The following is a 26,093-nucleotide window of genomic DNA, read 5'->3' as shown; positions in this document are numbered from 1 at the left end:
GTCGGGATAGAATATAGGTCGTCTTTCTTCTGTTTGAAGTTTTGCGAGTGTTTTACTGACAAACATCGACCCAACTGGCGCCGGTGAGCTCGGCCAGCCGTCCCGTAGCGATGCGCACGGCCGAATTGGTCGAGCCGGCCGCCGGTACGACTTCATCGAAACGTTTCAGCGAAATATCGCAATAGATCGGCAGCGGCGCGGGCAGGCCGAACGGGCAGACGCCGCCGACAGGATGGCTGGTGACCGCCACGACCTCTTCGGCATCGAGCATGCGCCCCTTGGCCCCGAAAGTGTCCTTGAACTTGCGATTGTCGAGCCGCGCCGTACCGCCGGCGACCACCAGCATCATCTGTTCGCCGACGCGCAGACAGATCGTTTTGGCGATCTGGGCGGGCTCGACGCCATGGGCTTCGGCGGCAAGGGCAACCGTCGAGGAACTCTCGGCGGTTTCGATGATGTCGATATCGGGTGCGTGAGCACGGAGGAAGGCGCGGACGGATTCAAGGCTCATGAGGCGATGCTAGACCAGGAAAGCCGCAATTTGAAGCACAAAAGATGCCCGTCTAACACTGCCGCTTGCAAGTCCCGCGCACATCGTCATAATAATTTTTGCACACGTGCTCAATTTTGTCATTCGACCGTTACATCAAGCCAATAGAGCGGGACTTGTCACGTTTCGCGGGCTCTCGAAGCGGTCGTCAACACCAGTGATGACCCGTCAAGAGGCTTCACACTGCTCTTCTGGGGAGATGAAGAAGATGACCATTTTGCCGACGTTGAAATCCCTTACGATCGCGGCTGCCATCCTGGCCTCGACCTCCGTATTTGCATTCGCCAAGGATGTTACCATCAGCGTCTGGGCCGGGGGCACCGGCCCGAACGACGTCTATCGTCTCGATGCCATCGAGATCGCGGCGCAGCAGCTGCAGCGCGAAGCCGCCCTCAAGGGCGAAGACCTGAAAATCACCGTCGAGAAAAAGCCCTATAGCGCCTGGGAAGACTTCAAACAGGCGCTGACCCTTGCCGCAGAAGCCAAGACCGCCCCGAACATCGTCGTAAGCGGCCATGAGGACATCGCGCCCTGGTCGCAATCCGGCCTGATCGTCCCGATCGAAGATTATGTCGACCTCGACTCCTGGCCGCTCAACGGCATCTACGAAAATCTTCTGAAGATCGCCTCCTACAACGGCACCGTCTACGGCATCCCGCAGGATGCCGAATCCCGGCCGATGTTCTTCTGGAAACCGTATATGAAGGCGATCGGCTACAGTGACGCCGATCTCGACGCCCTGCCGCAGAACGTGCAGGACGGTAAGTATACGATGAAGAACCTGCTCGAAGACGCCAAGAAGATGCAGGACAAGGGCCTCGTCCAGCCCGGCTACGGCTTTTATCCGCGCACCAGCAACGGTCCGGATTACTGGCAGTTCTACACCAGCTTCGGCGGCACGATGGAAGAAGGCGGCAAGCTTGTTTTCGACAAGGCTGCGATGGCACGCACTTACCAGTTCTTCGCCGACGCTGTTAAATCAGGCGTCACCAAGAAGAACCACATCGGCATGCCGGGCGACCAGTGGTGGAAGGAAGTCGCCACCGGCAAGGCCGGCATCTGGGACGGCGGCACCTGGCACTATGCCCGACTCGTCAATCAGGAAGGCCTCAAGGATTTCTTCGGCAACGTTATCTTCACGCTGATCCCGGCCGGCGAAGGGGGCAAGGCCAACACGCTGACGCATCCGCTCGTCTACCTCCTGACCGCAGGCCACGACAAGGAGGACACCGATATCGCCGCCAAGCTGATCACGATCGCCTCGGAGCCGCGCATCAATGCGTTGCATGCGGTCAAGTCAGCCCATCTCGGCATTTCTGAGGCGGAGTCTGAAGTGGATTTTTACTCGGCTGACCGCTGGACCCGCGAAGCCACCGAACGCCTGCTGCCGCATGCCAATGCGATGCCGAACAATTCCGATTTCGGCACCTATTGGAACATCATGTGGAAGAACCTCGAAGCTTCCTGGACCGGCGCCAAGACCGTCGACGCCGCCATCGGCGATGCCGAAAGCGAGCTGAAAAGCACGCTCGGTGACAAGATCGTCATCCGCTGAGATCGAAGCATCCCTCCGGACGGCGGCAACCCCGCCGCCCGATCGATCCCTTCGAGGAGGCTTCCATGAAAACGTCCAGAACGCTCGGACTGGTGATGATCGCGCCTGCGGCGGTCATGATCGTGCTGTTTTTCCTGATGCCGGTCGTTCTGACGGCAGTCTTCTCCATGACCAACATGACCACGGCGACTGGCATTTCAGGGGGCGTCTATCAGATCGCACCTAATTCGCTGATCACGCTGAAATCGGCGATGCCGGAGATCGCGGCCGAGATGGCCGAGCCGCGCTACACGATCGACGAAGCCGGCCTCAAGGCCGTGGAGGGCCTCGGCCTTGCGCCTGCGATCGCGGCGGAGTTGCGCGCCAAACACGCCGGCGAGATCTTTGCGACGCGGCGCGAGGTCGAACGCATGATCAAGGATCTTGCAGAACGCCCTTCGACGCGTGAGGTCAAACAGATCTCCGAACAGTTCAACCGCTCCGTCCTCAACACGCGCTTCGACAGCAAGGAACAGCTGTTTTTGTCGCTGGACGGTCTGGGTTTCAAGCTGACGCCGGAGCAGAAGGAAACCGTCGCCAAGACCACCTATACCGGCTGGACCTGGACGACCGACAATTTCTCACGCATGGCCAGCTCGCCCGACATGGCGCGTGTGCTTTTCAATACCGTTCTCTATGTCGCGCTAGTATTGATGCTCTTCAACGTCGGTTATGCGCTGCTGCTTGCCATCTGGACGCATTACATGCCTCCGACGCCGGCCTCGATCTTTCGCGGCATCTGGCTCCTGCCGCGCATCACGCCCGTCGTCATCTACGTCATGCTGTGGAAGTGGCTCGCCTGGGACAGCGGCTTCATCTCCATCCTGATGGGCAAGTTCGGCTACCCCCCGAAGAACTATCTGCTCGATACCGCCTATAATGCCTGGTTCTTCGTCGTGCTGATCAACGGCTTCATCGGCGCCTCGATGGGCATGCTGGTGTTCTCGTCGGCGATGAAGGCCATCCCGAAGAGCCAGTTCTATGCGAGCGAGGTCGACGGCGCCTCACGCTGGCAGCAGATCCGCTACATCATCCTGCCCCAGATGCGCTGGCCGATCCTCTTCGTCACCTGCTATCAGACGCTGTCGCTGCTCGCCTCCTTCAATGAAATCCTGCTCGCCACCAATGGCGGGCCGGGCAACGCGACAGAGGTCTGGGCGCTCTCCGCCTATCACACCGCACTCAGAAACTATGCCGGCAATCTCGAATACGGACTGGGTGCCGCCATGGCGCTGGTGCTCGTCGTCATCGGCGTGGTTCTGTCGCTGCTTTATCTGCGCGTCTTCAACTATGGCACGCTTGTCGCCAAGCCCTTGATCGAGGATTGACCATGGTCGAACGCTCGCAGCCCTCGGCAAATTATCGCGGCTGGCCTGTCCTGACGGCGCTGACCATCGTCAGCCTGCCGCTGCTCTTGATGTATGTCTATCTCTTCCTCGACACCGTCACGGTGAAGCCGCCGGACGCCTTGTTGCCCTCCGGCTTGACGCTCAACCATTGGCGTTTCCTGTGGCAGACAACGGCGGGCAAGGCGAACATCTGGCACGTGACCCTGAATACGCTGCTGTTTTCGGCCTGCACCACCAGTCTGGTGCTGCTCGTCTCCTCGATGGCCGGTTATGTGCTGTCTCGGCTGAACGTGCCGGCACGCGGCTTCTTCCTTGCCGGCGTCATGGTGCTGCACGCTTTTCCGTCGGTAACGCTGATCATCGCCATCTTCATCGTGCTGCAGATGATCGGCCTCTATAACTCGCTGATCGGCGTCATCCTGGTGAAGGCGGCGATCGACCTGCCGCTCGGCATCTGGCTGATGAAGGGCTTCTACGATACCGTGCCCTGGGAAATCGAAATGGCCGGCGTCGTTGATGGCGCTTCGCGTTTCAGGGTCTGGCGCAGCCTGGTGCTGCCGCAGGTCAAGCCCGGCATCATGGCCCTCGGCCTGTTCTCCTTCCTCTCCGGCTGGGGCGAGTTCATCCTGCCGCAGGTGTTGGCGCCGGGCAATCAGGTGCAGGTGCTGTCGGTCTATCTCGCTGGCTTCCTCGCCGACGATAACAATTATGACTTCAACATGTTCAAGGCGGTCGGCCTCTTCTACCTGATTCCGGTGTTGATCGTTTACGCGCTCTTCAACAAATACCTCATGAACATCTACGGCGGCGGGAGCAAAGGTTGATGCGCATCCTCCTCGACAATTTCTCGAAGAGCTTCGGCTCCACCAAGGTCATCGAGAACATGCGGCTCGAAGTCGCCGGCGGCGAGATGCTGGCCTTGCTCGGACCGTCCGGCTGCGGCAAGTCAACGACGCTTTTTGCGGTCTGCGGCATTCACAGGCCGACCGGCGGGCGCATCCTCTTCGGCGAGCGGGATGTCACGGATCTCCCGAGCCAGGCCCGCAATGTCGGTGTCGTCTTCCAGTCCTATGCGCTCTACCCGCACATGACGGTTGCCGAAAACATCGGATTCCCCCTGAAGGTCAAGGGCATGCCTGCCGCCGAGATCCGCAAAGAGGTCGATCGCATCGCGACCCTCGTGCAGATCGGCAAGCTGATGGACCGGCGGCCGGCCGAGCTTTCCGGCGGCCAGCAGCAGCGCGTGGCGCTGGCCCGCGCGCTGATCCGCAAACCCGACGTGCTGCTGCTCGACGAGCCGCTCGCCAATCTCGACGCCAAGCTGCGCCTCGAAATGCGCTCGGAGATCCGCCGCCTGCAGCGAGAGACCGGCATCACCGCCATCCTCGTCACCCATGACCAGGTGGAGGCGATGAGCATGTGCGACCGCATCGCCATCATGAAGGAGGGCGAGATCGTCCAGATCGCCACACCGGCCGAGATGTACAACGATCCAAAGACCGCTTTCGTTGCTGGCTTCCTCGGTAATCCGCCGATCACCTTCCTGCGCGGCGTCATGGACAAGGGCGCCTTCGCAATCCCGGAAAGTGAGATCCGGGTCCCGTTGCCGAGAGCCATCGGCGCCGCCGAAGGCGCCAAGCTGATGCTCGGCGTCCGGCCGGAGCATTTTACGCCTGCGGGCGACGTCACCGTGTCCGGCAAGATCACCTTCGCCGAAACACAAGGCCGAGAAAACCTTTACGACGTGCGTGTTGCCGGCGGGCCGCTGCTGCGCTCGATCCAGCCGGCGCGCAACGATGTTCACGTCGGCGACGATGTCGCCTGGGGCATCGACAGCCGCGGCGTGTTCGTCTTCGACGAGAACGGAACGAGGCTCTGATGACCCGCGATTTTTCAGCCTTCTTCCAACGTTACGGCTGGCCGACGGCCAAGGGCCGGCTTCCCTTCTGCATCGGCCATCGCGGCGCCAGCGGCCACGAACGCGAAAACACCCTCGCCGCTTTCCGCCGCGCGGCCGAACTCGGCGCGGAGATGTGGGAGCTCGACACGCAGCTGACCGTTGACGGCGTGGTGGTCGTCTCGCATGACGACCATCTGCAGCGGGTCTATGGCATCGACAGACGTATATCGGAAATGACGGCGGCTGAGCTCGCCGGCCTTGACGGCGTCGACGTGCCGACCTTTTCGGAGGTCGCCGCTCTCGCCCGAGAGACCGGGACTGGCCTCTATGTCGAACTCAAGGCGCCGGGGACGGGCATCCGATGCTGGCGGCACCTTGTCGAAATGAACCAGCGCTTTGCCTGCCTTGGTTCCTTCGATACCGCGCAGGTGCGCGAACTCAGGGACGCGGCCTGCGATTTTCCGCTCTCGGTGCTGATCCGTGTCGGCCACGATCCGCATGCTCTCGGTGAGGAGGCCCGCGCGGATATTCTGCATCTCTGCTGGGAGAGGGCAGGGGAGCGCCCGCAGGATCTGGTGACCGAGGCGCTGATGGCCCGCGCCTTCGAGGCTGGCCGCGAGATCGTGCTCTGGCACGAGGAGCGGCGGACCATTCTCGATGACCTCATGAAACTGCCGGTTCTCGGCATCTGCACCGATCTGCCCGATCTGATGCGGCCGCCTCCGATTAAGGAGAAAGCACTTGGCTGACAAGGACAAGGGGCCGCGCAAGGCAACCTCCTTCGACGTGGCGCGGGCGGCCGGCGTCTCGCGCGCTGCCGTGTCGCGCGCCTTCACGCCGGATGCCAGCGTCTCGCCGAAAACGCGCGAGAAGGTCTATCAGGCCGCCAAGCAACTCGGCTATCGAGTGAACTATCTTGCCCGAAGCCTCACCAACAAGCGCTCCGATCTCGTCGGTCTCGTTGCCGCCGGTTTCGACAACCCGTTCCGCACGCTGCAGATCGAGCATCTGTCTCGGGCGCTGCTCGCCCGTAACTTCCGCCCGATCCTGTTGCCGACCTCACAGGAGGCGGATACCTCGACGGTCATCGGCCAATTGCTGCATTACGCCGTGTCAGGCGTCATTGTCACATCCGACGCACCGCCGACCGAAATCTGCGAACAATGTGCGGCCGAAGGCGTGCCAATCGTACTGATCAACAAGGGCGACGACATTCCCTTGGTCGACCGTATCATTTCTGACGACCGCATGGCCGGGCATCTGGCAGCCAGCCACCTGATCGACAGCGGCGTGCGAAAGCCCGCCGTGATGGCTGCCCCGGCCAAATCCTATACCGCGCGACGTCGCAGCGAGACCTTCATCGCCGACTGCAAGCAGCTTGGCGTCGAGGCGCAGTTCCTGCAGGTCAGAATCAATGACTACCGGAGCGGTTATGATGCGGCGCCCGACCTGGCCGCATCCGGCATCGATGGGCTGTTCTGCGCCAATGACTACATGGCCTGCGGCGTGATCGATCGCATCATGCAAGGCAGGGGCCGCGACGAGGCGCCGCCGATCCCCATTATCGGCCATGACGACATTCCCCAGGCCGCTTGGGCCGCCTACGACCTGACGACCATCCGCCAACCCTGTGACCTCCAGGCAGAACAGACCGTCGACCTGTTGATAAGCCGGATGGCCGAACCGGAGCTGACGGCGCGTGTCGAATTCACACCGGTGACATTGATAAAAAGAAGGACTGCCTGATGAACGCCGCATTCGACGCCGCTGCCATCCGCGCACGGGCGGAGGCCGCGATTACCGTTGCGCTCGAGGTCGGACGGGAGACGGCCGGGTTTCGGCGCGAGTCGGATCCCGGCACTCTTGCCGTCCAAAGCAAGGGATTGCAGGACTTCGTCACCATCGCCGACAGGAGGGCCGAGCAGGCGATCCGCCACGGGCTCATCTCGCGCTTTCCCGACGATACCTTCATGGGAGAGGAGAGCGGCGGGCAATCGGAAGGGGCCGGCACCTGGGTCGTCGATCCGATCGACGGCACGACCAACTATATCAGGGGCTTCCGCCACTGGGGCGTTTCGATCGCCTTTGTCGTCGGCGACAAGGTCGAGATCGGCGTCGTCTACGACGCTGCCGAGGACAAAGTATTTCACGCGGCACGCGGCGGCGGCGCCTTCAAGGATGGACTGGCGATCCATGCGGCGACGACTGCCGATCCGGCCAATGCGCTCGTCATTCTCGGTCATTCGCGCAAGACGAGCTTCGATGAGTATCTCGCGCTCTCCAAGCGACTTCATGAGCGCGGAATGGACTATCGCCGCATGGGCGCTGCCGCCCTCGACCTCCTTCGCGTCGCCGAAGGCGCGGCAGACCTCTATTACGAACGCCACCTCAATGCCTGGGACATGCTCGCAGGGGCGCTGATCGCCGAAGAGGCCGGCGCGATCGTGGCCATGCCGTCGGTCGATAAATCGCTTGCGCAAGGCGGACCGGTCATCGCCTATTCGCCGGGGCTTGCCGACGAATTCGCCTTCATCCTCGACATCGAAGGACTGGCACCCGTTACCCGTTAATGCGGCGGCGCCAGGCGCGCTCGGTCGCCGGCGCTTCGTCGGTGGTGATCTGATCCGGCTTGAGTGCCATCAGTGCCAAAAAATTCAGCCACTCCTCTTCGCTGAAGCCAGCCTCCGGCTGCTTCAGCGTGAAGGTCCAGGCATCGACGCGCTTGCCGTGGTCCTGGCAGAGCGCGATCATATCCAGCCCCTCTTTAGCGGCGTTGAGGATCAGCGGCCAGTGGAGATAGACCGTGTCCGGCTCGGTCGGGCCGTTTAGATCGGCGCGCAATTCTGTTTCGACAGCTTTCCAGCCGCCGGCCTTCCTGATGTCGTAGAGCTTGTCGGTCGGATCGATGCCGCGCAGCAGATGCGGTAGCTTTTCCTTGACTGCCACGATGAGGTCGAGACTGCCGCCGCTGACAATCACCGAGGCGGCGATATTGCGGAAATGCCTGGCAAGATGCTCGATGCCGCGGGTGCCGACAGCTTCGTAATTGTCCTTCATATCGAATTGCAGCAATGCGGCCGGATGCGTTGCCCGCATCATATCGGCGAGATCCTCGCTGAGGATCAGCGGCCGGGTGCCGTCCTTCATCCTGGTATCGCGGAGGTCGGCAGCGTTCTTTGCAGCGATTGGTCCACGGCCCGTCGTCTCACCTTCAAGCTCCCTGTCGTGCAGCACGACGAAGCCGCCGTCGGCGCGCACGCGCAGATCGAGTTCCATCGAGGCGCCTGCCGCAAAACCCTCCGCCATCACCTCGGCGGAGAACAGGGGATCGGCAAACCGCTTGCGCAGCCGGTGCCATTTCAGACGGGTGCGATGCCCCTCATGCGAAATCTCCAGGCCTTGCGAATCCGCCAATCTCGTCATCTGCATCTAATCTCCGTGATGTCACTCTCCTGCCTTGCCAGGCCGCGATTATCAAGGGCCGAATATGACCTTCGCGACGAGATGCCGGCATGCCCCTTCCCTACGGTTCGATCACGTGAGGGGAACGGCCGCCGCAGCGCTCAGGCCTGGTTCTCGACCTCAAAGGCATCGCTTTGCCCCGGTACCAGTTCCAGCGGCCAAATGATGTTGCCGCCGCCATCCGGATAGAATTCGCGATAGGCCGGCATGTTGGCGAGCAGCATCTGGCCGAGCGCAATACCGAGATCGTAGAGCGACATGCGGAAGCAACTGAGCGAGGGTTGCAGGAAGCGGGCACGGGGGGCGTCGCGGAAGCCGATCACCGCGAGATCGCGGCCAGGCAAGACGCCCGATTCCCCCAGGCGTCGGTAAAGGCCGATCGCCATCAGCTCATAAATCAGGATGACTGCGGTCGACCGATCTTCAAGTTGCAGCAGTTCGTGCGCTGCCTGATACCCGCCTTGTTCGCTCGACTGGACGCGAATGACGAGCGACGGGTCAAAGGGAATGCCGTGCCGTTCGAGCGTGCGGCGATAGCTCTCGACAAAGACGTAGCCGAGGTTGACTTCGCTTGAGGGCGCCGTGATCGCGATCCGGCGATGGCCGCGCGCGACCAGCCTTTCGACAGCACCTTCGGCAACGCCTTCGAAATCGAGGTCGATCCAGGGAAAATTGCCGGCCGAAAGGCTGCGGCCGACGGCGGCGAAGGGAATCTTTGCTCGCGACAGAAGATCGATGCGCTGATCGATGCGCTGCGTGTTGGAGATGATCATCGCATCGACGACGCGCCGCGCCACCATGCGCTTCAGATATTCGCACGGATCCTCGTCGGCAGGGCAGGGGAGCATCAGGAGGTCGAGCTTGTGCCGGGCAAAAACATGCTGCAGGCCGCTTGTGACGCCGAGGAAGAAGTTATCGGCATTTTCCACTGCTTCCCGGCTCGCTTCGATCATCAGGCCGATGACCTTTGTCTCTCCTTGCCGGAGGCTTCGCCCCGACTGATTGGCGACATAGCCGAGCTCCTCGGCCGCCGCCAGCACGCGCCGGCGGGTTTCCTCGTTGACGTCAGGCTTGCCGTTCAGCGCACGGGAGACCGTGCCGATCGAGATATCCAGGTGCTCGGCAAGCTGGCGAATCCCTTTCATGGCTGACGCTTTTCCTCCGGTCCGCATTTTCGCATTTTGCCTCTATTGACAGCGTAAAATGTTTTCGCCTACAGTCGTAAACGTTTACGGGATGCGTGTCACGAGGAGAGTTGGCGCCATTCCCTCGGAGGAAATCGTGAAATTCAGTGCCATTCTGTGCGGGTGCGGAGCTATGTCCAAAGGTTGGTTGCGCGCCATCGCGTCCCACCCTCAACTCGCCGACTCCATCGCCATCGTCGGCCTCGTCGACCTGAACCGGGAGACGGCGGAAAAGCTCGCCACCGAGTTCGGTCTGGAAGACGCCGTCATCGGCTCTGACCTGTCGGAGATGATTGCCGCCACGAAAGCCGATCTCGTCTTCGACATCGTCATTCCGCCCGCCCGGTATGATGTCGTTTCGACCGCGCTCAAGGCCGGCTGCCATGTGCTCAGCGAAAAGCCGATGGCGGCCTCGCTGGCCGAAGGCGCGGCGCTGATCGATCTCGCTGCAGAGACCGGCCGCATCCACGCCGTCATCCAGAACCGTCGCTTCATTTCGGGGGTCAGGCGCCTGCGCCGTTTCGTCGACAGTGGTGCGATCGGCGAACTCACCGCCATTCACTGCGATTTCTTCCTCGCGCCGCATTTCGGCGGCTTTCGCGAGGAGATGGACAATGTGCTGCTTCTCGATATGGCGATCCACACCTTCGATGCTGCCCGCTACGTCGCGGACAGGAAGCCGCTCGCCGTCTATTGCGTCGAGCGCAACCCGAAGGGTTCCTGGTACCGGCACGGCGCGTCGGCAAACGCAATCTTCGAATTTTCCGACGACATCGTCTTCACCTATCGCGGCTCCTGGTGCGCCGAAGGCGAGCGCACCAGCTGGGAAAGCCAGTGGCGTCTCGTCGGTTCGAAGGGAATGCTGACCTGGGACGGCGAGGAGAGCTTCAAGGCCGCCGTCGCCGGTGAAGAGCCCGGTCTTCTGCACGGCTTTGCTTCCGTAAACGTTCCCGGTCCGGAACACCACGAGGAAACCCACGGCCACGCCAGCGTCATCGCCGATTTCATCGCGGCGATCCGCACCGGCAAGCAGCCCGAGACCGTCAATTCCGACAACATCAGGAGCCTTGCCATGGTCTTCGGCGCGATCGAAAGCGCCAGGACCGGCCGGCGCATCGAAATTCAGCACAGGATGACGTGACGTGAGCAACCCTGCAAAATCCATTCGCATCGGCACCATGGTCAGCGGCAACAAGGGCGATGCCGCCCAGCGCATCGGTCAGATTGCCGACCTCGGCTTCGAAAGCTTCGAACCTTTCTTCTGGCAGACGACCAAGGGGCAGAACCTCGCCGAGCTCGGCAAGCGCTGCCTTGATGCGATCGGCGACCGCGACATCACCATCTCGACGCTCGGCATGTTCGGCAATCCGCTGGAAGAGAGCGCAATCGATCTCGAGACGCTGCAGGGCTGGAGGGATTGCATCGACAATGCCCATCATTTCGGCGCCACCTGCGTTGCCGGCTTCACCGGCCGCGTCCGCGGCAAGCCGCTGACCGACAGCCTGCCGCGCTATAGACAAATCTGGAGCGAGCTGGCCAAACGGGCGGCCGACAAGGGCGTCAAGATCGCTTTCGAGAATTGCGCCATGGACGGCAACTGGGCGAGCGGCGACTGGAATATCGCCCACAATCCGGATGCCTGGGAGCTGATCTTCAACGAAACGCCGGATGATCATATCGGGCTGGAATGGGAACCCTGCCATCAGATGGTCTATCTGATCGACCCCATGCCGCAGATCCGCAAATGGGCGCACAAGTTTTTCCACGTCCACGGCAAGGACGCGACCATCCGCTGGGAGGTCATCAAGGAACACGGCATCTTCGGCAAGGAGAAATTCGTCTTCATGCGCACGCCGGGCTTCGGCGACAGCAACTGGACCGACATCATCTCCGAGCTGCGCCTCGCCGGCTGGTCCGGCTCGATCGACATCGAAGGCTGGCACGACCCGGTCTATCGCGACGAGCTCGAAATGACTGGCCAGGTTCACGGGCTCAACTATCTGAAGAAGTGCCGGGGCGGAGATTTCATTGTTGATCCCTGATCAACCGACTAAAATGGAGCGCCGCCGGGCTGGGAGGCCCGGGGCGGGGCGCCATGACTGACTAACTCGTCTTTTCGCGGCGCAGCCGCTTTTTTGGGAGGAAGGCATGAAAAGAATTGCGACACTTGCGCTAGCGCTCGGCACGGCGATGCTGATGACATCGATCGGCCATGCCGAACAGAAGACCTTCAAGATCTGGTGGTTCGAGGAGCCGACCACGGCTCAGGGCATTGTCTGGAAGAAGGCGCTCGAGGAGTTCAAGGCGAAACATCCGGACATCAACGTCAGCTTTGAGCAAAAGACATTTCAGCAGTTGCAGGCCTCAGGCGGCATGATCCTCAATTCCGATCAGGCCCCCGACGTGCTTGAGTACAATAAGGGCAATGCGACCGCTGGCCTGGTTGCAAGCCAGGGATTGCTGACCAATCTGGATGCCTACGTGAAGAAGGAGGGCTGGGACAAGATCCTTAACGAAGGCGATTTTGTCCTCAGCCGTTATGACGAAAAGGGAATCTATGGCTCTGGCCCTGTTTGGGGCGTTTCTGTCTTCGGCGAATATGTTTCGTGCTTCTACAATATTGACATGTTCGAAAAGGCAGGCCTCAAGCCGCCGACCACGCTTGAAGAGTGGGTCGCTGACTTGGAAGCCTTCAAGCAGAAAGGTCTCACGCCCCTCGCGCTCGGCGCCATCGACACCAGTGGCCAGCACTTGCTTGCCTCTCTCGCCTACACCAAGGCCGATGACGCCTGGATCCAGAATTATCAGGGTTTGAAGGCACCTCTCGACGGCGCGCCCTACCTCTATGCGGCCCAGACCTTGGTCGACTGGGTCAGCAAGGGCTACATCAGCAAGGACTCCACGGGCATGAAGGACCCGGATGCAGCTCTGCTCTTTACCTCGGGCAAAGCACCGATGTACGTCTCGGGCACGTGGAATCTCGGCACCTTTGCCTCGACCATCAAGGACTTCAAGTGGGGCCAGTTCGTGATTCCGACGCCGAAATATTCTGTCGGCTCGACAGGCAATCTCTGGGTCGTTCCCAAAAGTAGCAAGAATCCCGACCTCGCCGCCGAGTGGATCAGCCTGACCTTGTCGCCGAAGTACCAAGCTGAACTCGGCAATGCCGGCGGCGTCCCGATCGCCGCTGATCTTTCCGCCATCGCCAATCCCATCGGTAAGAACGCCGCAGCGGTTTTCAAGCAGATCTCTGACAAAAACGGCCTCGGTTTCTATCCTGACTGGCCGGTCCCCGGCTACTACGACGTGCTCAATCAGAAAGACACCGGCCTTTTCCAGGGCAGTCTGACTGCGGAGCAGTTCGTCGAAGAGATCAAGCAGGTCTACGACGACGCGCAGGAGAACCAGTAGCGCGACCTTGAACGCTGGGCTGCGCCTCCGGCGCAGCCCATTGTGGTAGGCTGAAGGAAGAATGATATGGCTATATCCAGCCAGCGATCGAGCGACGGTTCACGAAGCTATAGCCTCTACCTCATCCCGGGGGTGATCGGCTTCATTCTGATCGTGCTCATACCGCAGCTCGCCAATATCGGGCTGAGCTTCACGGCATGGAAGGGCGTTGGCACGCCGCGACCGGTCGGCCTGCAGAACTATCATCGCCTGCTTACGGACGATCAATTCTGGGGATCGATGTATCACACGCTACTGTTCATCGTCTCGATGACCGTGATACCCGTGTGTATCGGCCTGGTGCTCGCCGCTCTGCTGTTCGACTACGTCAGGGACCAATTCGGGGAATGGGTTTCGAGCTTCTTCAGGGCCGGTTTTTACTTACCGCAGATTCTGCCCGTAACGGTCGCGGGCGTGCTCTGGGGCTGGATTCTCAATCCCGTCGGTGTCATCAACATCACGCTGAAGGCCATCGGCCTTGATAACCTCGCCCAGAACTGGATCGGCGATGCGACATACGCGCTTGCTGCCGTCTCGCTCGTCATTGTCTGGATACAGGTCGGCTACTGTCTGGTGGTTTTCATGGCCGGTCTTTCGCGCATCGACCCTTCCCTCTACGAGGCTGCCGAGCTCGATGGCGCAAACTGGTGGAGCCGGCTGGTGACGATCACCATTCCGCTCCTGGCGCCGGAGATTTTCGTCGTTGTGCTGACCACACTGATCGCAGCGCTTAAAGTCTTTGCGCCAATTTTTGTCATCACCGCCGGCGGCCCCGACAATTCCACCCTCGTGCCATCCTATCTGACTTACTACCACTTCTTCACAACACAACGCGTCGGCTATGCCGCAGCCATCGCGGTCGTGCAGACGACTCTGACGATCGCTTTGGCCGTGATTTTCCTACGTTTCCAGTCCCAGCAGGAGGCGAAGGAGTAGATCATGGCTTACTCAGTTCTCAGCGACGGTACCACCAAGGCAAAAGCGACCGCACCTGCCGATCGCGCCCGACGCGATCCCATGCGGTGGGTGGTGCTGGCCATCCTTATTCTGCTCCTCGCCTTTACGCTCTTTCCCTTTTTCCTTGCTCTGCTCAACGCCGTCAAGGCGAGCGCCGAATACGCGGTCGGCGGACCGCTTTCGATTCCTCGGTCGATCGATCTCACGGCGATCGAGAAATTCTGGACGGTGTCTGATTTCGGCCGCAAGCTGCTCAACAGCGTGGTGATCAGTCTGGCTGTATCGGTGTTGGGGGTACTGATAAGCCTGTTCAACGCCTATGCGATTGGGGTCGGCAAGGTGCCGGGTTCGCGCGTGATTTTGGTGGTCTTTCTTCTCGGCATTATGGTGCCGCAGGAGTCCATCATTTACCCGCTTTACTACATGGCGAAAGCGAGCGGCCTCTATGATACGCAGCTTTCTGTGATCATCATTTTCGCGGTCCTGCAAAGCGCTTTCGGGACTTACCTGCTCTCGACCGTGCTGAGTACCTTTCCCAAGGAAATCCTCGAAGCGGCAGAGATGGATGGCTCGACCCATTGGAAAACGCTGTGGTTTGTCGTCGTCCCGATGCTGAGGCCGACGCTCATGGTCCTGGGAACCTTCTTTTTCATCTGGACTTGGAACGAATTCTTGATCCCGCTCGTCATGTTGGTATCGAATAACAACCAGACGGTCTCGGTCGCCATGGGCCTCACCCGCGGTCAGAACATGTCGGACCCGGTGCTGCAGGCCTCGGCGGCTTTCCTGGGTATAATACCGACCGTGATCTTCTTCTTGATCTTCCAGCGCACGCTGACGCGCGGCATCGCCGCTGGAGCAGTCAAGTGACGACGTTTTTCACCCTTGACCATCTCATCGGTCCCGGTTGGGGACCTGCAAGGTTTTCGGTATGAGCCAGGACATCCAAATCGAACTCTCGGGCGTCGAGAAGCACTACGGCGCCTTTCACGCGCTTAAGAACGTCAACCTATCAATTCCCAAGGGCACATTCGTGGCGCTGGTCGGTCCGTCAGGATGCGGCAAGTCGACGTTGCTCCGTTCGCTTGCCGGGCTGGAAAAAATTACCGGCGGCACGCTGAAGATTGCCGGCAAGGTGATGAACGACGTGCCGCCGCGAGCACGCGATATCGCCATGGTTTTTCAGAGTTACGCCCTCTATCCGCATATGACGGTGGAACAGAACCTGACCTACTCGCTGAAGATGCACCGCGTCCCCAAGGCTGAGGCAAAACAGAAAGCCGAGGAGGTCGCTGCCATCACCGGCCTTTCCAGACTGCTCGACCGTTATCCGCGCCAGCTTTCCGGGGGCCAACGACAGCGCGTCGCCATGGGCCGCGCAATTATCCGCAACCCCCAAGCCTTCCTGTTCGACGAGCCGCTTTCCAACCTTGATGCCGCGTTGCGTGTCTCGATGCGCAAGGAAATCCGGGCGTTGCATGACCGGCTGAACGCCACCTTCGTCTACGTCACGCATGACCAGGTCGAAGCGATGACGATGGCCGACCATGTCGTGGTGATGCGCGACGGCATCATCGAACAGCAGGGCGCGCCGCTTGACCTTTACGACCGGCCGGCGAACCGGTTCGTCGCCGGGTTCATCGGTTCTCCGGCGATGAATTTCATTCCAGCGATCGCCGCCGAAGACGGCAAGAGCCTGGTATTGGATTTCGGCGCGGTAAAACAGAAGCTTGCACTGGCACGCGCAATCGAACCTGGACGCAAGCTTGTCGCCGGCATCCGGCCGGAGCATATCGAGGTTGTCGCGCCCGGGCAGGGCAGCTTCGACGTGCCGATCGCCTTCGTCGAATCCACGGGCTCCTCGACCTTCATCGTCGCGGCGACGCAGCCGGAACTGACGATCGTCGAGACGCGGCGCGACAAGGTCAGACCAGGAGAGATGATCGGACTTTCGGTCGATCCGGCCCAGGTCCATCTTTTTGACGCATCGACCGAGCGCCTGATATAAGACCTGTCGGGCGCGGGCAGCTTCATAAAACCATCATCGGTCTCTGCGAAGGGAGTGGCTCCGCACGATTCACTTCGTTCATATCTACAGCATCTGGATTTTTTTCATGGCATCCTCCCCGACTTCAGCGCGCCTTTCCCCGAACGCGTCGCCCCGCCTCATCGTGCTTGCCGAAACGGTGTTGAAGGCGGGCGAGACGGCCCGGGCTTCCCTGCGGCGGCGGACATCCGGGGAAATACTGGCCAAGGCGCCGCGCGATTATCAGACTGAAATCGATGTCGCCATCGAGCGTATCATCGTCGATGAGATGGCCAAGGCTTTCCCTGAATATGCCATCCAGGGCGAGGAGGCTGTCGGTAACCGCACGGCTGGGCCGGAGACCCCGATTATCTACATCGACCCGATCGACGGCACGACCAATTACGCCTGGGGCGTTCCGCATTTCGGTATGACGATTTCAATTGCCGAAGGCGGCCGACTGGTCGCCGGTGTCGTCTACGATGCCATGCTCGATGAACTGTTCAGCGCCGAGATCGGCGGCGGCGCCTATCTCAATGGCGAGCGCATCCGCTGCGCCGATGTCGCCGACATCGAAAACGTGCTGATCGGCGCCGGGCTGCCCATTCCCGGCCAGGTGAAGGCGGTTGCGGAGGAGACCTATTTCGATGCCATCAAACGCCTGATGGCCAACACGGCGGGCGTGCGCCGCCTGGGCTCGGCGGCGCTGTCGATCGCCTATGTCGCCTGCGGCCGGCTGGACGGCTTTTTCGAGGATGGGCTCTCGATCCATGATTTCGGCGCTTCGGCGCTGATGGTCGAAGAGGCCGGCGGCATCGTCACGCGGTTTTCCGGCGCTGAAGTCGACGGGCGCGGCGATATCCTCGCGGCCAGCAAGGCGCTGCATCCCTGGCTCAAGGAAGGCTTCCTGGTCAACGCGTGAACCAGGCCGGTCGCCGGACTCGAGATATGGAAATCTAAGGTGCGAGACACTATCTCTCGGGAAACAAGGAGACACCCAATGACCGAAGAACGTGCAGTGCTCGCCGGCGGCTGCTTCTGGGGCATGCAGGACCTCATCCGCCGCTATAATGGCGTTATTTCGACCCGCGTCGGCTATACCGGCGGCGATGTGCCGAATGCCACCTACCGCAACCACGGCACCCATGCCGAGGCGATCGAGATCATCTTCGACCCCGCCCGGATCAGCTATCGCGAAATCCTTGAATTCTTCTTCCAGATCCATGATCCGAGCACGCGCAACCGCCAGGGCAACGACGTCGGCACGAGCTATCGCTCGGCGATCTTCTACACCAGCCCGGAGCAGGAGCGTGTCGCCCGCGATACGATCGCCGATGTCGACGCGTCCGGCTTGTGGCCCGGCAAGGTCGTCACTGAGGTCGTGCCGGTGAGCGATTTCTGGGAGGCCGAGCCAGAGCATCAGGATTATCTGGAACGGATTCCGAACGGCTATACCTGCCATTTCATCCGGCCCGGCTGGAAGCTGCCGGCCCGCCAGAAGATTGCCTGACGCAATTGGCGCATGCATGCCGGAAACAATGCCGGCATGCATGGCGCGTCCAGCCGCTCGGCAGGCGGGTCAGAACCCGGTGCGATCGGCAATGATACGCACCATTTCGTCGATGTCCCGATCGTGAATTTCGTGCCCGCCACCAACAAGCCGGTGCAGCTCAGCGCTCGGCGCGACACGGGTGAAGGCCTCTCCGTGTTCGATCGGGAAGAGCGGATCCGACGTCCCGTGAATTACGAGAACCGGCACATCGATACCGGACGCATGCAACGTGGCGGCGCCATCCTCGCTCAACAGCATGAAATGGTTGATCGCGCTGACAAAGGACGCGGCGCGGCTCATGTCGCGTGCGATGAGGGCGGTTGCCGCCTCGGCATCGTGCGGATGCCTGGTGCCGGCCAGCATGGCTGAATCGCGGCGCAGGAAATCGGCGATGGTCCCAAGATCCGACCAGTCGAGACTTTCGGCAGCGGCGGAATGTTCCTTGTAAGCTTTGGTCGAAGAAGGCAGGCCGTCGACTCCGACCGGCGACGAGCTGATCACGGTAAGTGTCCGCACGCGCCGGCGGTGGCGCAATGCGGCCTCTTGCGCCACGAAACCGCCCATCGACATGCCCACCAGATGCGCGGCCTCAATTCCATAACCGTCGAGAACGGCGATGGCGTCGTCGGCCAGATCGCTAAACGAATAGTCCGGCTCGCCCGGCGGATAACACGTGGAAAGGCCGGTGTCGCGCTGGTCGTAGCGGATCACGTAGCGCCCTTGTGCGGCGAGTTCCTCGCAGAACCTTTCCGGCCACCACAGCATCGAAGACATCACCCCCATGATCAACAATACGGGCGGGTGGGCCGGATCGCCGAAGGCCTGGGTGTGCAGTTGCACATTTTCGAATGCGACGATCTTTTCGGCGACGAGAGTTGACCCGGTCATTTCCATACCCATCTTTCCGATTGCAATTCGCAACCAGTCTTCATCTTGCATAACTGATCCTCATATGCAATCTGTTTTGGCACGCGAAACCCCATCAGACTGAAGATTGATCCTCGAACAAAGCAAAGTGAGTGTTATGGCGTTGGATCGTGCCGACTTTTACGACGCGGAATTGGCGAGACACAATCGGCACCTGCGTATTGCTGCCGGCGTTGCCCCCGGTGACCTGGTGCTCGATATCGGCTGCGGCGCGGGACAGACGACGCGCGAGGCCGCCCGCGCCGCGCCGCAAGGAAAAGCGGTCGGAGTGGATACATCAGCCGAGATGCTCGAAGTCGCAAGGCGACGGAGTGCTGCGGAAGGTTTGCGAAATGTGGTATTCGAGCAGGCAGACGCGCAATTCCATGCCTTTCCGGCTGCCGGCTTCGACCTCTGCATCAGCCGGTTCGGCGTGATGTTTTTTGCCGATCCGGCGGCGGCATTTGCCAATATCGGCAGGGCGATGCGTCCGGGCGCGCGCCTTGTGTGGATGGTATGGCAAAGCCGGGAGCATAACGAGTGGTCTGGCGCCATCCGGCAGGCCCTGGCGCCCGCAACTACGGTTTCGGCAGGTGGTCCCAATCCGTTTTCGCTTGGCAATCCTCCCATTGCGAAGGACCTTTTGAGTACCGCAGGTTTTACGTCGATCGATTTTGCCGACGTGCGAGAGCCGGTCTTCTATGGACCGGACGTCGATGCGGCGTCCGAGGCGCTCGCCGGCCTTTATCTTGTGAAGGACGCGCTCGCACGCACCGATGAGCCGCCCGGCAAACCGCTGCAGCGTCTGCGCGATTTGCTGGCGGCGCATATGGCGCCGGAGGGTGTGTTTTTCGACTCCCGCGCCTGGATCATCACAGCCCGCCGCGCAACGAGATAGCGCGCAGGCGTCGTCGCGTCTCAATAGCGCGGCGCGTAATCCAGACCACTATCGATCCGGGCCGGACGCCCGTCCAGGAAAAGCTCGCCGATGCGCGGCGCCGAGCGGACGATAACCTTGCCGCGGCGGATCACGGCCAGTCGGTTCGGCTTCAGCCGCAGCGCTTCCAGCGTATCGCGCGCCTGGAGGATGACGAGGTCGGCGTTGCATCCCTTCTCCAGGCCGTAACCTGAAAGGCCCATCGTCTTTGCCGAGTTGACCGTCAGGGCATCGAAGATCTTCTTCTTGTCTTGGATGCCGGCCATCTGCGCGACATGGATCGCCATATGGCCGACCTCCAGCATGTCGCCTGATCCCATCGAATACCACGGGTCCATGACGCAATCATGCCCGAAGGAAACGTTGAGCCCGGCATCCATCAACTCCCTCACGCGGGTCATGCCGCGGCGTTTCGGATAGGTATCGTGCCGGCCTTGCAGCATGATGTTGATCAGCGGATTGGGGATGACGTTGATCTTAGCCTCTGCCATCAGCGGGATGAGCTTGGAAACATAATAATTGTCCATCGAATGCATCGAGGTCAGATGCGAGCCAGCGACACGTCCCTGCAGTCCGAAGCGGATGGTTTGCGCGGCCAGCGTCTCGATATGGCGCGAGAGCGGATCGTCGGTTTCGTCGCAATGCATGTCGACCGGCAGGCCGCGATCGGCGGCGATACGGCAGAGCGCCTCGACCGAGGCCGTCCCTTCGCCCATCGTCCGTTCGAAGTGCGGAATGCCGCCGACGATGTCGACGCCCATGTCGAGAGCACGGTTGAGCGCGTCGATCGCGGCCGGCGAGCGGTAATAGCCGTCTTGCGGGAAGGCGACCAATTGCAGGTCGATATAGGGCGCGACCCTCTCGCGGACCTCGATCATCGCCTCGACCGTCACCAGCCTGGGATCGCTGGTATCGACATGGCTGCGGATGAAAAGCAGGCCTTGCGTCACCGCCAGATCGCAATAGCGCAGCGCGCGATCGACCAGTTCTTCCCTCGTCACGATGGGGCGCAGCTCGCCCCAAAGTGCGATGCCTTCGAGCAGCGTGCCGGAGACGTTCATGCGCGGCAGGCCGAGCGACAGGGTGGCGTCCATATGAAAATGCGGATCGACGAAAGGCGGGCTGATCAGCCTGCCGGTTGCATCGATTTCTTCGCCAGCCTGCGCCTGGAGATTGGGCTCGACGGCAAAGATCCTGCCGCCCTCGATGCCGATATCGATGCCGGTGCGGCCATCGGGGAGATTTGCGTTTCTGACGATCAGATCGAACATCGGAGCCTCGTAGGATGTGGACGGTCTCAGCGCTCGCCGCGGCGGTAGGGCTGCATCAGCGCCTGCGGAACGCGGGCGCGGCGGGCCATGACGGCAAGCGCGGCGATGGAGAGAATATAGGGCGTCATCAGGAAGAGCTGATAGGGCACAAGCCCGCTCAGCACGGTTTGCAGCCGAAGCTGAAAGGCATCGAAGAACGCGAAGAGCAGGGCGCCGAAAAGCGCCCTGCCCGGCCGCCAGGAGGCGAAGACGACGAGCGCGATGCAGATCCATCCGCGCCCCTGCACCATGGTCGGGAAGAAGCTGTTGAACGCCGACAAGGTCAGGAAGGCGCCGCCCATTCCCATCAGCGCGCTGCCGGCGATGACCGCGCCGTAACGCACCTTCATCGGATTGACGCCCTGGGCTTCCGCAGCATGCGGGTTTTCGCCGGTCATGCGGATCGCAAGCCCCATGGGCGTGCGGAAGATGATGTAGGCCATCAACAGGGCGATCAGGATCGCAAGATAGGTCGGCGCGGTCTGCGTGAAGAAGGCCGGGCCGATGAAAGGCAGCGTCGAGAGGCCGGGAATGGCGATCGGCTGGAACGGCACGATGGTCGGCGGCGTATTGGCAAGCGGCACGATCAGCCGGAAGACATAATAACTGAAGCTCGATGCAAAGAGCGTGACGCCGAGACCGGAGACATGCTGCGAGAGGCCGAGCGTCACCGTCAGCCCCGCATGCAGCAGACCGAAGACGCCGCCGGCGATCGCAGCAATCAGCAGGCCGGTCCAGAGATCGGCGCCATGATAGACGGAAAGCCAGCCGATCATCGCGCCGAAGGTCATGATGCCTTCGATGCCGAGATTGAGCACACCCGCCCGTTCACAGAGCAGGGCGCCGAGTGTGCCGAAAATCAGCGGCGTGGCGATCCGCAGGATTGCCGCCCAGAGGCCGGCGGAGGCGATGATATCGAACAGCTGCATCATCGCCGGATCCTGTACTGGGTGAAGAACAACGCGATCAGCATCGTCAGCAGCGACAGCGCCACTGTGACATCGGCGATATAGGTCGGGATGCCGAGACCCCGGCTCATGCCGTCGGCGCCCACGAACATGGTGGCCGTGAAAATGGCGGCGAAGACGACACCGAGCGGATTGAGATTGGCAAGCATCGCCACCACGATGCCGGCGTAGCCGAAACCGGGCGACAGATCGGTCGTCACGTAACCCTTGACGCCCATCACCTCGATCGCGCCTGCAAGCCCCGCAAGCCCGCCCGAGAGGCAGGCGACCTTCACCAGCGTTCTGCCGAGGGGCACACCTGCGAAGACCGCGCCGGCGGGATTGAGGCCCGCAGCGCGGGACTGCATGCCGAACACCGTACGGGACTGAACGAAATGGACGACGACGGCAAGAACGATGGCGATCGCAAAGCCGATATGCAGGCGCGAGCGGGCGATCAGCTTCGGCAGCATGGCGTGATCGCTGACGGATTGCGACTGCGGCCAGCCGAAAGCGAGCGGATCCTTGAGAACCCCGTCGATCAGCATCGACACGAAAAGCACGGCGATGAAGTTGATGAGCAGGCTGGTGACGACCTCATCGACGGAAAAGCGCAGCCTGAGCCATAGCGGAACCAGGATCAGCACCATGCCGGCGATGGCGCCGATCAGCAGCAGGAGCGGGACGAGGATGGGCGCGGGAAGATTACCCAGCAGTTTCGAACTTGCTGCCGCAACGGCAATGGCGCCGAGATAGAACTGGCCCTCGGCGCCAATATTCCAGAGCCGCGCCCGGAAGGCGACGGCGGCAGCAAGCCCGGTCAGCATCAGCGGCGTTGCCCGTGTCAGCGTTTCGGTCGCCGAAAGCCGCGAACCGAAGGCGCCGGTCAGAATGCGCCAATAGGCGTCGAGAACAGGTGCGCCGGCGATCGAGATCAAGATGCCCGCCAGCGCCAGCGCCGCGATGATGGCGATGACGGGGGTGGCGATCAGCAGGTAAAGCGGGCGGTGCTCGCGGCGCTCAAATCGCATGATCGGCCTCGCGGGTCTCTTGCCATTCGCCGGCCATCATCAGCCCCAGCCTGCGGGCGTCGGCGCCATCGGCGTCGACGGGCGGCGACAGCCGGCCGCCGACGATCGCCTGTATGCGGTCTGCAAGCGCAATCACCTCGTCAAGATCCTCCGAGATCAGCAGCACCGCAGTCCCCTGCCGACGAGCTTCCAGCAGGCGCGCATGCACGGCGGCAACCGCACCTTCATCGAGGCCGCGCGCAGGCTGCGCCGCGATCAGGATGCGCGGCCGCCGATATAGACTGCGCCCGAGAATGAGCTTTTGCATATTGCCGCCGGACAGCAGCCGCGCGCGGGTTGCCGGGCCGCCGCCGCGAACGTCGAAGCCGTCGATGATCTCGCGGGCAAAGGCCATGCCGGCCTTGCGGTTGACGAGCCCGCGGCGCGAGAAGGTGGGCGAAGCGATGCGCTCCAGCACCGCATTTTCCCAGATGGCCATTTCGCCGATCACGCCCTCATGGTTGCGGTCCTCGGGAATGCGGCCAATGCCGGCTTCGACGACATCGGCGACGCCGAGATGACCGACCGCTTCCCCGAACAGCCTGAGGTCGCCGCCGCTGCGCGCCAGCGTGCCGGACAGAAGGCGCGCCAACGCCGCCTGGCCATTGCCCGAAACGCCGATGATGCCGAGGATCTCGCCCTGATGCAGCCGAAAGCTGACCGATTTCAGCCGATCGACGCCGCCGGTGCGCACCGTCACGCCGTCCGCTTCGAGGGCAATGGCCCCGGGTGTCGACGGCTCGCGCACGGGCCGTGTGACGCGCCGCCCGACCATCAGTTCGGCGAGTTCCGCCTTGCCGGTTTCCGCTGACCTGCGTTCGGCGACCATCTTGCCGCCGCGTAAGACGACGATGCGGTCGGCCGCAGCCATGACCTCATCGAGCTTGTGCGAGATAAAGATCAACGACAGGCCCTGGCGGGCCATTTCCTTCAGCGTCGTGAACAGCCGCTCGGCCTCGATGTTGGTCAGCACCGCCGTCGGCTCGTCGAGGATGAGGATGCGGGCGTCGTTGTAGAGCGCCTTGAGGATTTCCACTCGCTGCTGCTCGCCGACCGACAGATCGCCAAGGCGAGCGTCGGGATCAACCGTGAGGCCGAAGCGCTCGGAAATGGCCAGGAGCTTCTTGCGCGCCGCTGACGTTGCCGAACGCCAGGACCATAGTCCCTCCGTGCCGGTCATGACATTTTCAAGGACCGTCAGATTGGGGGCGAGCGAGAAATGCTGGTGCACCATGCCGACGCCGGCGCGGATTGCCGCGCGCGGCTTTCCCTGCGGCAGCTCGGCGCCGTCGATCAGAATTCGGCCGGCATCCGGCACGTAATGGCCGAAAAGGATACTCATCAGCGTGGTCTTGCCGGCACCGTTCTCGCCGAGCAGGGCCACGATCTCGCCCTTGGCGAGGGTCATGGAAATATCGTCATTGGCGAGATTGGCGCCGAAGCGTTTGCTGACGCCGACAATCTCGAGAACAGACCCGGTCATGACAACAATCCCGCCACCGGAAACCGGTGCTGCCATCGCCCCTCGGCCTCCAGGCGTGCGGCAAGCGACAGAAGGCGTGGCTCGTGGCCCATAGGCGCCAAGAGCTGCAGCGGCAGCGGCATAGCCTGTTGATCCTGTCCGAAAGGGAGCGTCAAAGCAGGAAAACCCGAAATATTGGCCAGGCAGGCAAGCGGCGCGAATGCCGCCATTCGTTCGAGATGCAGTTCCGTGTCGGCATGATCGGACGGAAAGGAGCCGATCGCAAGGGGCGCGGCGGCGAGCATCGGCATCAGGATGCAATCGACCCTGTCGAACAGTGACCAGAGACGATGGCTCACCAGGACGGCGTCGCTCAGGGTGTTCCAGAGCATAATGGCCGACAGTGCCCGCCCGCGCGCCGCGAAAGCCTGCGTGAGAGGCTCGGCCCTGCTTTCATCGAGCACTGCCGCCTCGATGAGCGCGGCGAGGTTGACGGAAACGATATCGGCGAAGGCGCGGCTGCTGGCGATGACGCTCCATTCGAAGTCGGTCCAGGCGAGCGGGACGACGACATGTCCATCGTTCTCGAGCACGCGCACCGCCGCCTCGACGGCTGTGAGCCGATCGCCCTCGGTCGGGTAGGCCGACCCAGTATCGGTCAGCAGGCCGATCCGCAAACGGCCAGCGCCGGTATCGACAGGGGAGGGATCCGCAACAGGGCCGCGCGCATGACCGGTCAGCCGGCTGAAAATCAGTGCCGTATCCCGCACCGAGCGGCAGACCGCGAGTTCGCTGGCGATGCCGGCGAGGTGGTTGCCGAAGGATGGTCCGCCCGGAATGGCGCCGCGGGTCGGCTTCAGTCCGACGAGGCCGCAACAGGCGGCCGGCACACGGATCGAGCCGCCGGCGTCGGTGGCATGGGCGATCGCGACGATCCCGGCCGCAACCGCCGCCGCAGCGCCGCCGGAGGAGCCGCCGGCGGTGCGGGCCGGATCGAGCGGATTGCGGCAGACAGGCCCGATTGCCGGTTCGCTGGCGAGCGAAAGGCCGAATTCCGGGCTCGTCGTCAAGCCGAACAGGCAGAAGCCAGCATCGCGGAACCGAGAAGCAAGATCGGAATCGGCTTCGCCGCCCTTTCGTTCGAAGAGGCGAGAACCAGCCGTCACCGGCAACCCGGCAAAGGGGCCGCCAAGATCTTTCGCCAAGGTCGGCACGCCGGGAAAGGGCCGGGCGGCAAAATCGCCGGGCGCGCTCTGCCGCTCCCGATCGCAGGCGTGCGCCGCGGCGAAACCCATGGCGGCATCGAGATAGGCGATCGCGCCGAGCGACTCATGCCGTGCGGCGGCCTCGAGGGAGATCTGCAACGCTTCTGCAGCACTCAGGCTGCCATGCCTGATCGCTGCCGCCAGTTCCGTCGCATCGCCCTGCATGGGGCGA

The 26,093-nt window shown here is 62.0% G+C and carries 25 protein-coding genes; 16 read left to right on the top strand and 9 right to left on the bottom strand.

Annotation, left to right across the window (positions count from 1 at the left end; translation table 11 throughout):
- Positions 1–52: 52 nt before the first annotated feature.
- The gene (locus HJC04_RS27035) at positions 53–511 is read right to left on the bottom strand and encodes a YbaK/EbsC family protein (RefSeq protein WP_210633617.1); all 459 of its coding nucleotides are present in this window, start codon (positions 509–511) and stop codon (positions 53–55) included.
- Positions 512–758: 247 nt separating this feature from the next.
- On the opposite strand from HJC04_RS27035, the gene HJC04_RS27030 reads away from it, so the two are divergent.
- From HJC04_RS27030 to HJC04_RS27000, 7 genes are all read left to right on the top strand, one after another.
- The gene (locus HJC04_RS27030; RefSeq protein ID WP_221147527.1) at positions 759–2,105 is read left to right on the top strand and encodes an extracellular solute-binding protein; all 1,347 of its coding nucleotides are present in this window, start codon (positions 759–761) and stop codon (positions 2,103–2,105) included.
- 65 nt (positions 2,106–2,170) lie between these two features.
- Positions 2,171–3,472: a carbohydrate ABC transporter permease gene (locus HJC04_RS27025; protein ID WP_221147526.1), complete on the top strand. Its 1,302-nt coding sequence runs from the start codon at positions 2,171–2,173 to the stop codon at positions 3,470–3,472.
- A 2-nt stretch (positions 3,473–3,474) separates the two neighbouring features.
- Positions 3,475–4,317 carry a carbohydrate ABC transporter permease gene (locus HJC04_RS27020; protein WP_221147525.1) on the top strand — a complete coding sequence of 281 codons (843 nt, stop codon included), beginning with the start codon at positions 3,475–3,477 and terminating at the stop codon, positions 4,315–4,317.
- On the top strand, positions 4,317–5,372 hold the full coding sequence (locus HJC04_RS27015; RefSeq protein ID WP_221147524.1) for an ABC transporter ATP-binding protein: 1,056 nt from the start codon (positions 4,317–4,319) through the stop codon (positions 5,370–5,372). Before HJC04_RS27020 ends, HJC04_RS27015 begins: the two co-directional genes overlap by 1 nt.
- A complete protein-coding gene (locus HJC04_RS27010; RefSeq protein WP_210633609.1) occupies positions 5,372–6,142 on the top strand; it encodes a glycerophosphodiester phosphodiesterase in 771 nt (256 codons plus the stop codon). Before HJC04_RS27015 ends, HJC04_RS27010 begins: the two co-directional genes overlap by 1 nt.
- On the top strand, positions 6,135–7,139 hold the full coding sequence (locus HJC04_RS27005; protein WP_221147523.1) for a LacI family DNA-binding transcriptional regulator: 1,005 nt from the start codon (positions 6,135–6,137) through the stop codon (positions 7,137–7,139). Before HJC04_RS27010 ends, HJC04_RS27005 begins: the two co-directional genes overlap by 8 nt.
- On the top strand, positions 7,139–7,963 hold the full coding sequence (locus HJC04_RS27000; RefSeq protein ID WP_221147522.1) for an inositol monophosphatase family protein: 825 nt from the start codon (positions 7,139–7,141) through the stop codon (positions 7,961–7,963). Before HJC04_RS27005 ends, HJC04_RS27000 begins: the two co-directional genes overlap by 1 nt.
- Here HJC04_RS27000 and HJC04_RS26995 read toward each other — a convergent pair.
- Both HJC04_RS26995 and HJC04_RS26990 read right to left on the bottom strand, forming a co-directional pair.
- Positions 7,953–8,822, bottom strand: a complete 870-nt coding sequence (locus HJC04_RS26995; RefSeq protein ID WP_210633604.1) for a glycerophosphodiester phosphodiesterase family protein — start codon at positions 8,820–8,822, stop codon at positions 7,953–7,955. The two genes, HJC04_RS27000 and HJC04_RS26995, sit on opposite strands and share 11 nt — an antisense overlap.
- Before the next feature lie 134 nt (positions 8,823–8,956).
- Positions 8,957–10,000 carry a substrate-binding domain-containing protein gene (locus tag HJC04_RS26990; protein ID WP_221147521.1) on the bottom strand — a complete coding sequence of 348 codons (1,044 nt, stop codon included), beginning with the start codon at positions 9,998–10,000 and terminating at the stop codon, positions 8,957–8,959.
- Between the two features lie 136 nt (positions 10,001–10,136).
- On the opposite strand from HJC04_RS26990, the gene HJC04_RS26985 reads away from it, so the two are divergent.
- The 8 genes from HJC04_RS26985 to msrA all read left to right on the top strand — a co-directional run bounded on the left by HJC04_RS26985 (position 10,137) and on the right by msrA (position 17,982).
- Entirely contained in the window at positions 10,137–11,180 is a 1,044-nt protein-coding gene (locus HJC04_RS26985) for a Gfo/Idh/MocA family protein (protein ID WP_210633600.1), read from the top strand.
- A gap of 1 nt (position 11,181) precedes the next feature.
- Complete coding sequence (locus HJC04_RS26980; protein ID WP_210633598.1) at positions 11,182–12,081, top strand: sugar phosphate isomerase/epimerase; 900 nt, start codon at positions 11,182–11,184, stop codon at positions 12,079–12,081.
- 106 nt (positions 12,082–12,187) lie between these two features.
- Positions 12,188–13,450 (top strand): ABC transporter substrate-binding protein, encoded by a 1,263-nt coding sequence (locus tag HJC04_RS26975; protein ID WP_221147520.1) that lies wholly within the window; start codon positions 12,188–12,190, stop codon positions 13,448–13,450.
- 66 nt (positions 13,451–13,516) lie between these two features.
- Entirely contained in the window at positions 13,517–14,425 is a 909-nt protein-coding gene (locus HJC04_RS26970) for a carbohydrate ABC transporter permease (protein WP_210633596.1), read from the top strand.
- Between the two features lie 3 nt (positions 14,426–14,428).
- On the top strand, positions 14,429–15,316 hold the full coding sequence (locus HJC04_RS26965; protein ID WP_210633594.1) for a carbohydrate ABC transporter permease: 888 nt from the start codon (positions 14,429–14,431) through the stop codon (positions 15,314–15,316).
- Positions 15,317–15,377: 61 nt separating this feature from the next.
- The gene (locus HJC04_RS26960; RefSeq protein ID WP_221147519.1) at positions 15,378–16,454 is read left to right on the top strand and encodes an ABC transporter ATP-binding protein; all 1,077 of its coding nucleotides are present in this window, start codon (positions 15,378–15,380) and stop codon (positions 16,452–16,454) included.
- 106 nt (positions 16,455–16,560) lie between these two features.
- Positions 16,561–17,394: an inositol monophosphatase family protein gene (locus HJC04_RS26955; RefSeq protein WP_221147518.1), complete on the top strand. Its 834-nt coding sequence runs from the start codon at positions 16,561–16,563 to the stop codon at positions 17,392–17,394.
- Positions 17,395–17,472: 78 nt separating this feature from the next.
- A complete protein-coding gene (msrA, locus tag HJC04_RS26950) occupies positions 17,473–17,982 on the top strand; it encodes a peptide-methionine (S)-S-oxide reductase MsrA (protein ID WP_210633589.1) in 510 nt (169 codons plus the stop codon).
- 69 nt (positions 17,983–18,051) lie between these two features.
- Here msrA and HJC04_RS26945 read toward each other — a convergent pair whose 3' ends face one another.
- Complete coding sequence (locus HJC04_RS26945; RefSeq protein ID WP_221147571.1) at positions 18,052–18,918, bottom strand: alpha/beta fold hydrolase; 867 nt, start codon at positions 18,916–18,918, stop codon at positions 18,052–18,054.
- A gap of 130 nt (positions 18,919–19,048) precedes the next feature.
- On the opposite strand from HJC04_RS26945, the gene HJC04_RS26940 reads away from it, so the two are divergent.
- Complete coding sequence (locus HJC04_RS26940; RefSeq protein WP_210633586.1) at positions 19,049–19,828, top strand: class I SAM-dependent methyltransferase; 780 nt, start codon at positions 19,049–19,051, stop codon at positions 19,826–19,828.
- A 20-nt stretch (positions 19,829–19,848) separates the two neighbouring features.
- Here the strand turns inward: HJC04_RS26940 and HJC04_RS26935 are convergent, their stop codons facing one another.
- Genes HJC04_RS26935 through HJC04_RS26915 form a run of 5 tightly spaced genes read right to left on the bottom strand, consistent with a single transcriptional unit; the run spans position 19,849 to position 26,086 of the window.
- Entirely contained in the window at positions 19,849–21,138 is a 1,290-nt protein-coding gene (locus HJC04_RS26935) for an amidohydrolase family protein (protein ID WP_221147517.1), read from the bottom strand.
- A gap of 26 nt (positions 21,139–21,164) precedes the next feature.
- Positions 21,165–22,109 (bottom strand): ABC transporter permease, encoded by a 945-nt coding sequence (locus tag HJC04_RS26930; RefSeq protein ID WP_221147516.1) that lies wholly within the window; start codon positions 22,107–22,109, stop codon positions 21,165–21,167.
- Positions 22,106–23,155, bottom strand: a complete 1,050-nt coding sequence (locus HJC04_RS26925; protein ID WP_221147515.1) for an ABC transporter permease — start codon at positions 23,153–23,155, stop codon at positions 22,106–22,108. The genes HJC04_RS26930 and HJC04_RS26925 overlap by 4 nt, the downstream gene beginning before the upstream one ends.
- Complete coding sequence (locus HJC04_RS26920; protein WP_221124346.1) at positions 23,145–24,677, bottom strand: ABC transporter ATP-binding protein; 1,533 nt, start codon at positions 24,675–24,677, stop codon at positions 23,145–23,147. The genes HJC04_RS26925 and HJC04_RS26920 overlap by 11 nt, the downstream gene beginning before the upstream one ends.
- Entirely contained in the window at positions 24,674–26,086 is a 1,413-nt protein-coding gene (locus HJC04_RS26915; protein WP_210633581.1) for an amidase, read from the bottom strand. The genes HJC04_RS26920 and HJC04_RS26915 overlap by 4 nt, the downstream gene beginning before the upstream one ends.
- Between the last annotated feature and the right edge of the window lie 7 nt (positions 26,087–26,093).

This window comes from Rhizobium sp. NLR8a (genome assembly GCF_019685235.1).
Classification (GTDB): domain Bacteria; phylum Pseudomonadota; class Alphaproteobacteria; order Rhizobiales; family Rhizobiaceae; genus Rhizobium.
The sequence above is the reverse complement of the archived record's forward strand: the minus strand, read 5'-3'. Positions and strand labels throughout refer to the sequence as shown.

What these genes read in the sequence shown, in the direction of transcription:
- HJC04_RS26915 (WP_210633581.1), bottom strand. Translation starts at nt 26,086, where the DNA reads ATGCAGGGCGATGCGACGGAACTGGCGGCAGCGATCAGGCATGGCAGC.
- HJC04_RS26995 (WP_210633604.1), bottom strand. Translation starts at nt 8,822, where the DNA reads ATGCAGATGACGAGATTGGCGGATTCGCAAGGCCTGGAGATTTCGCAT.
- HJC04_RS27035 (WP_210633617.1), bottom strand. Translation starts at nt 511, where the DNA reads ATGAGCCTTGAATCCGTCCGCGCCTTCCTCCGTGCTCACGCACCCGAT.
- HJC04_RS26935 (WP_221147517.1), bottom strand. Translation starts at nt 21,138, where the DNA reads ATGTTCGATCTGATCGTCAGAAACGCAAATCTCCCCGATGGCCGCACC.
- HJC04_RS26940 (WP_210633586.1), top strand. Translation starts at nt 19,049, where the DNA reads ATGGCGTTGGATCGTGCCGACTTTTACGACGCGGAATTGGCGAGACAC.
- HJC04_RS26945 (WP_221147571.1), bottom strand. Translation starts at nt 18,918, where the DNA reads ATGGAAATGACCGGGTCAACTCTCGTCGCCGAAAAGATCGTCGCATTC.
- HJC04_RS26960 (WP_221147519.1), top strand. Translation starts at nt 15,378, where the DNA reads ATGAGCCAGGACATCCAAATCGAACTCTCGGGCGTCGAGAAGCACTAC.
- HJC04_RS26975 (WP_221147520.1), top strand. Translation starts at nt 12,188, where the DNA reads ATGAAAAGAATTGCGACACTTGCGCTAGCGCTCGGCACGGCGATGCTG.
- HJC04_RS26955 (WP_221147518.1), top strand. Translation starts at nt 16,561, where the DNA reads ATGGCATCCTCCCCGACTTCAGCGCGCCTTTCCCCGAACGCGTCGCCC.
- HJC04_RS26925 (WP_221147515.1), bottom strand. Translation starts at nt 23,155, where the DNA reads ATGCGATTTGAGCGCCGCGAGCACCGCCCGCTTTACCTGCTGATCGCC.
- msrA (WP_210633589.1), top strand. Translation starts at nt 17,473, where the DNA reads ATGACCGAAGAACGTGCAGTGCTCGCCGGCGGCTGCTTCTGGGGCATG.
- HJC04_RS27015 (WP_221147524.1), top strand. Translation starts at nt 4,317, where the DNA reads ATGCGCATCCTCCTCGACAATTTCTCGAAGAGCTTCGGCTCCACCAAG.
- HJC04_RS27030 (WP_221147527.1), top strand. Translation starts at nt 759, where the DNA reads ATGACCATTTTGCCGACGTTGAAATCCCTTACGATCGCGGCTGCCATC.
- HJC04_RS27000 (WP_221147522.1), top strand. Translation starts at nt 7,139, where the DNA reads ATGAACGCCGCATTCGACGCCGCTGCCATCCGCGCACGGGCGGAGGCC.
- HJC04_RS27020 (WP_221147525.1), top strand. Translation starts at nt 3,475, where the DNA reads ATGGTCGAACGCTCGCAGCCCTCGGCAAATTATCGCGGCTGGCCTGTC.
- HJC04_RS27010 (WP_210633609.1), top strand. Translation starts at nt 5,372, where the DNA reads ATGACCCGCGATTTTTCAGCCTTCTTCCAACGTTACGGCTGGCCGACG.
- HJC04_RS27025 (WP_221147526.1), top strand. Translation starts at nt 2,171, where the DNA reads ATGAAAACGTCCAGAACGCTCGGACTGGTGATGATCGCGCCTGCGGCG.
- HJC04_RS26990 (WP_221147521.1), bottom strand. Translation starts at nt 10,000, where the DNA reads ATGAAAGGGATTCGCCAGCTTGCCGAGCACCTGGATATCTCGATCGGC.
- HJC04_RS26965 (WP_210633594.1), top strand. Translation starts at nt 14,429, where the DNA reads ATGGCTTACTCAGTTCTCAGCGACGGTACCACCAAGGCAAAAGCGACC.
- HJC04_RS26930 (WP_221147516.1), bottom strand. Translation starts at nt 22,109, where the DNA reads ATGATGCAGCTGTTCGATATCATCGCCTCCGCCGGCCTCTGGGCGGCA.
- HJC04_RS26970 (WP_210633596.1), top strand. Translation starts at nt 13,517, where the DNA reads ATGGCTATATCCAGCCAGCGATCGAGCGACGGTTCACGAAGCTATAGC.
- HJC04_RS26920 (WP_221124346.1), bottom strand. Translation starts at nt 24,677, where the DNA reads ATGACCGGGTCTGTTCTCGAGATTGTCGGCGTCAGCAAACGCTTCGGC.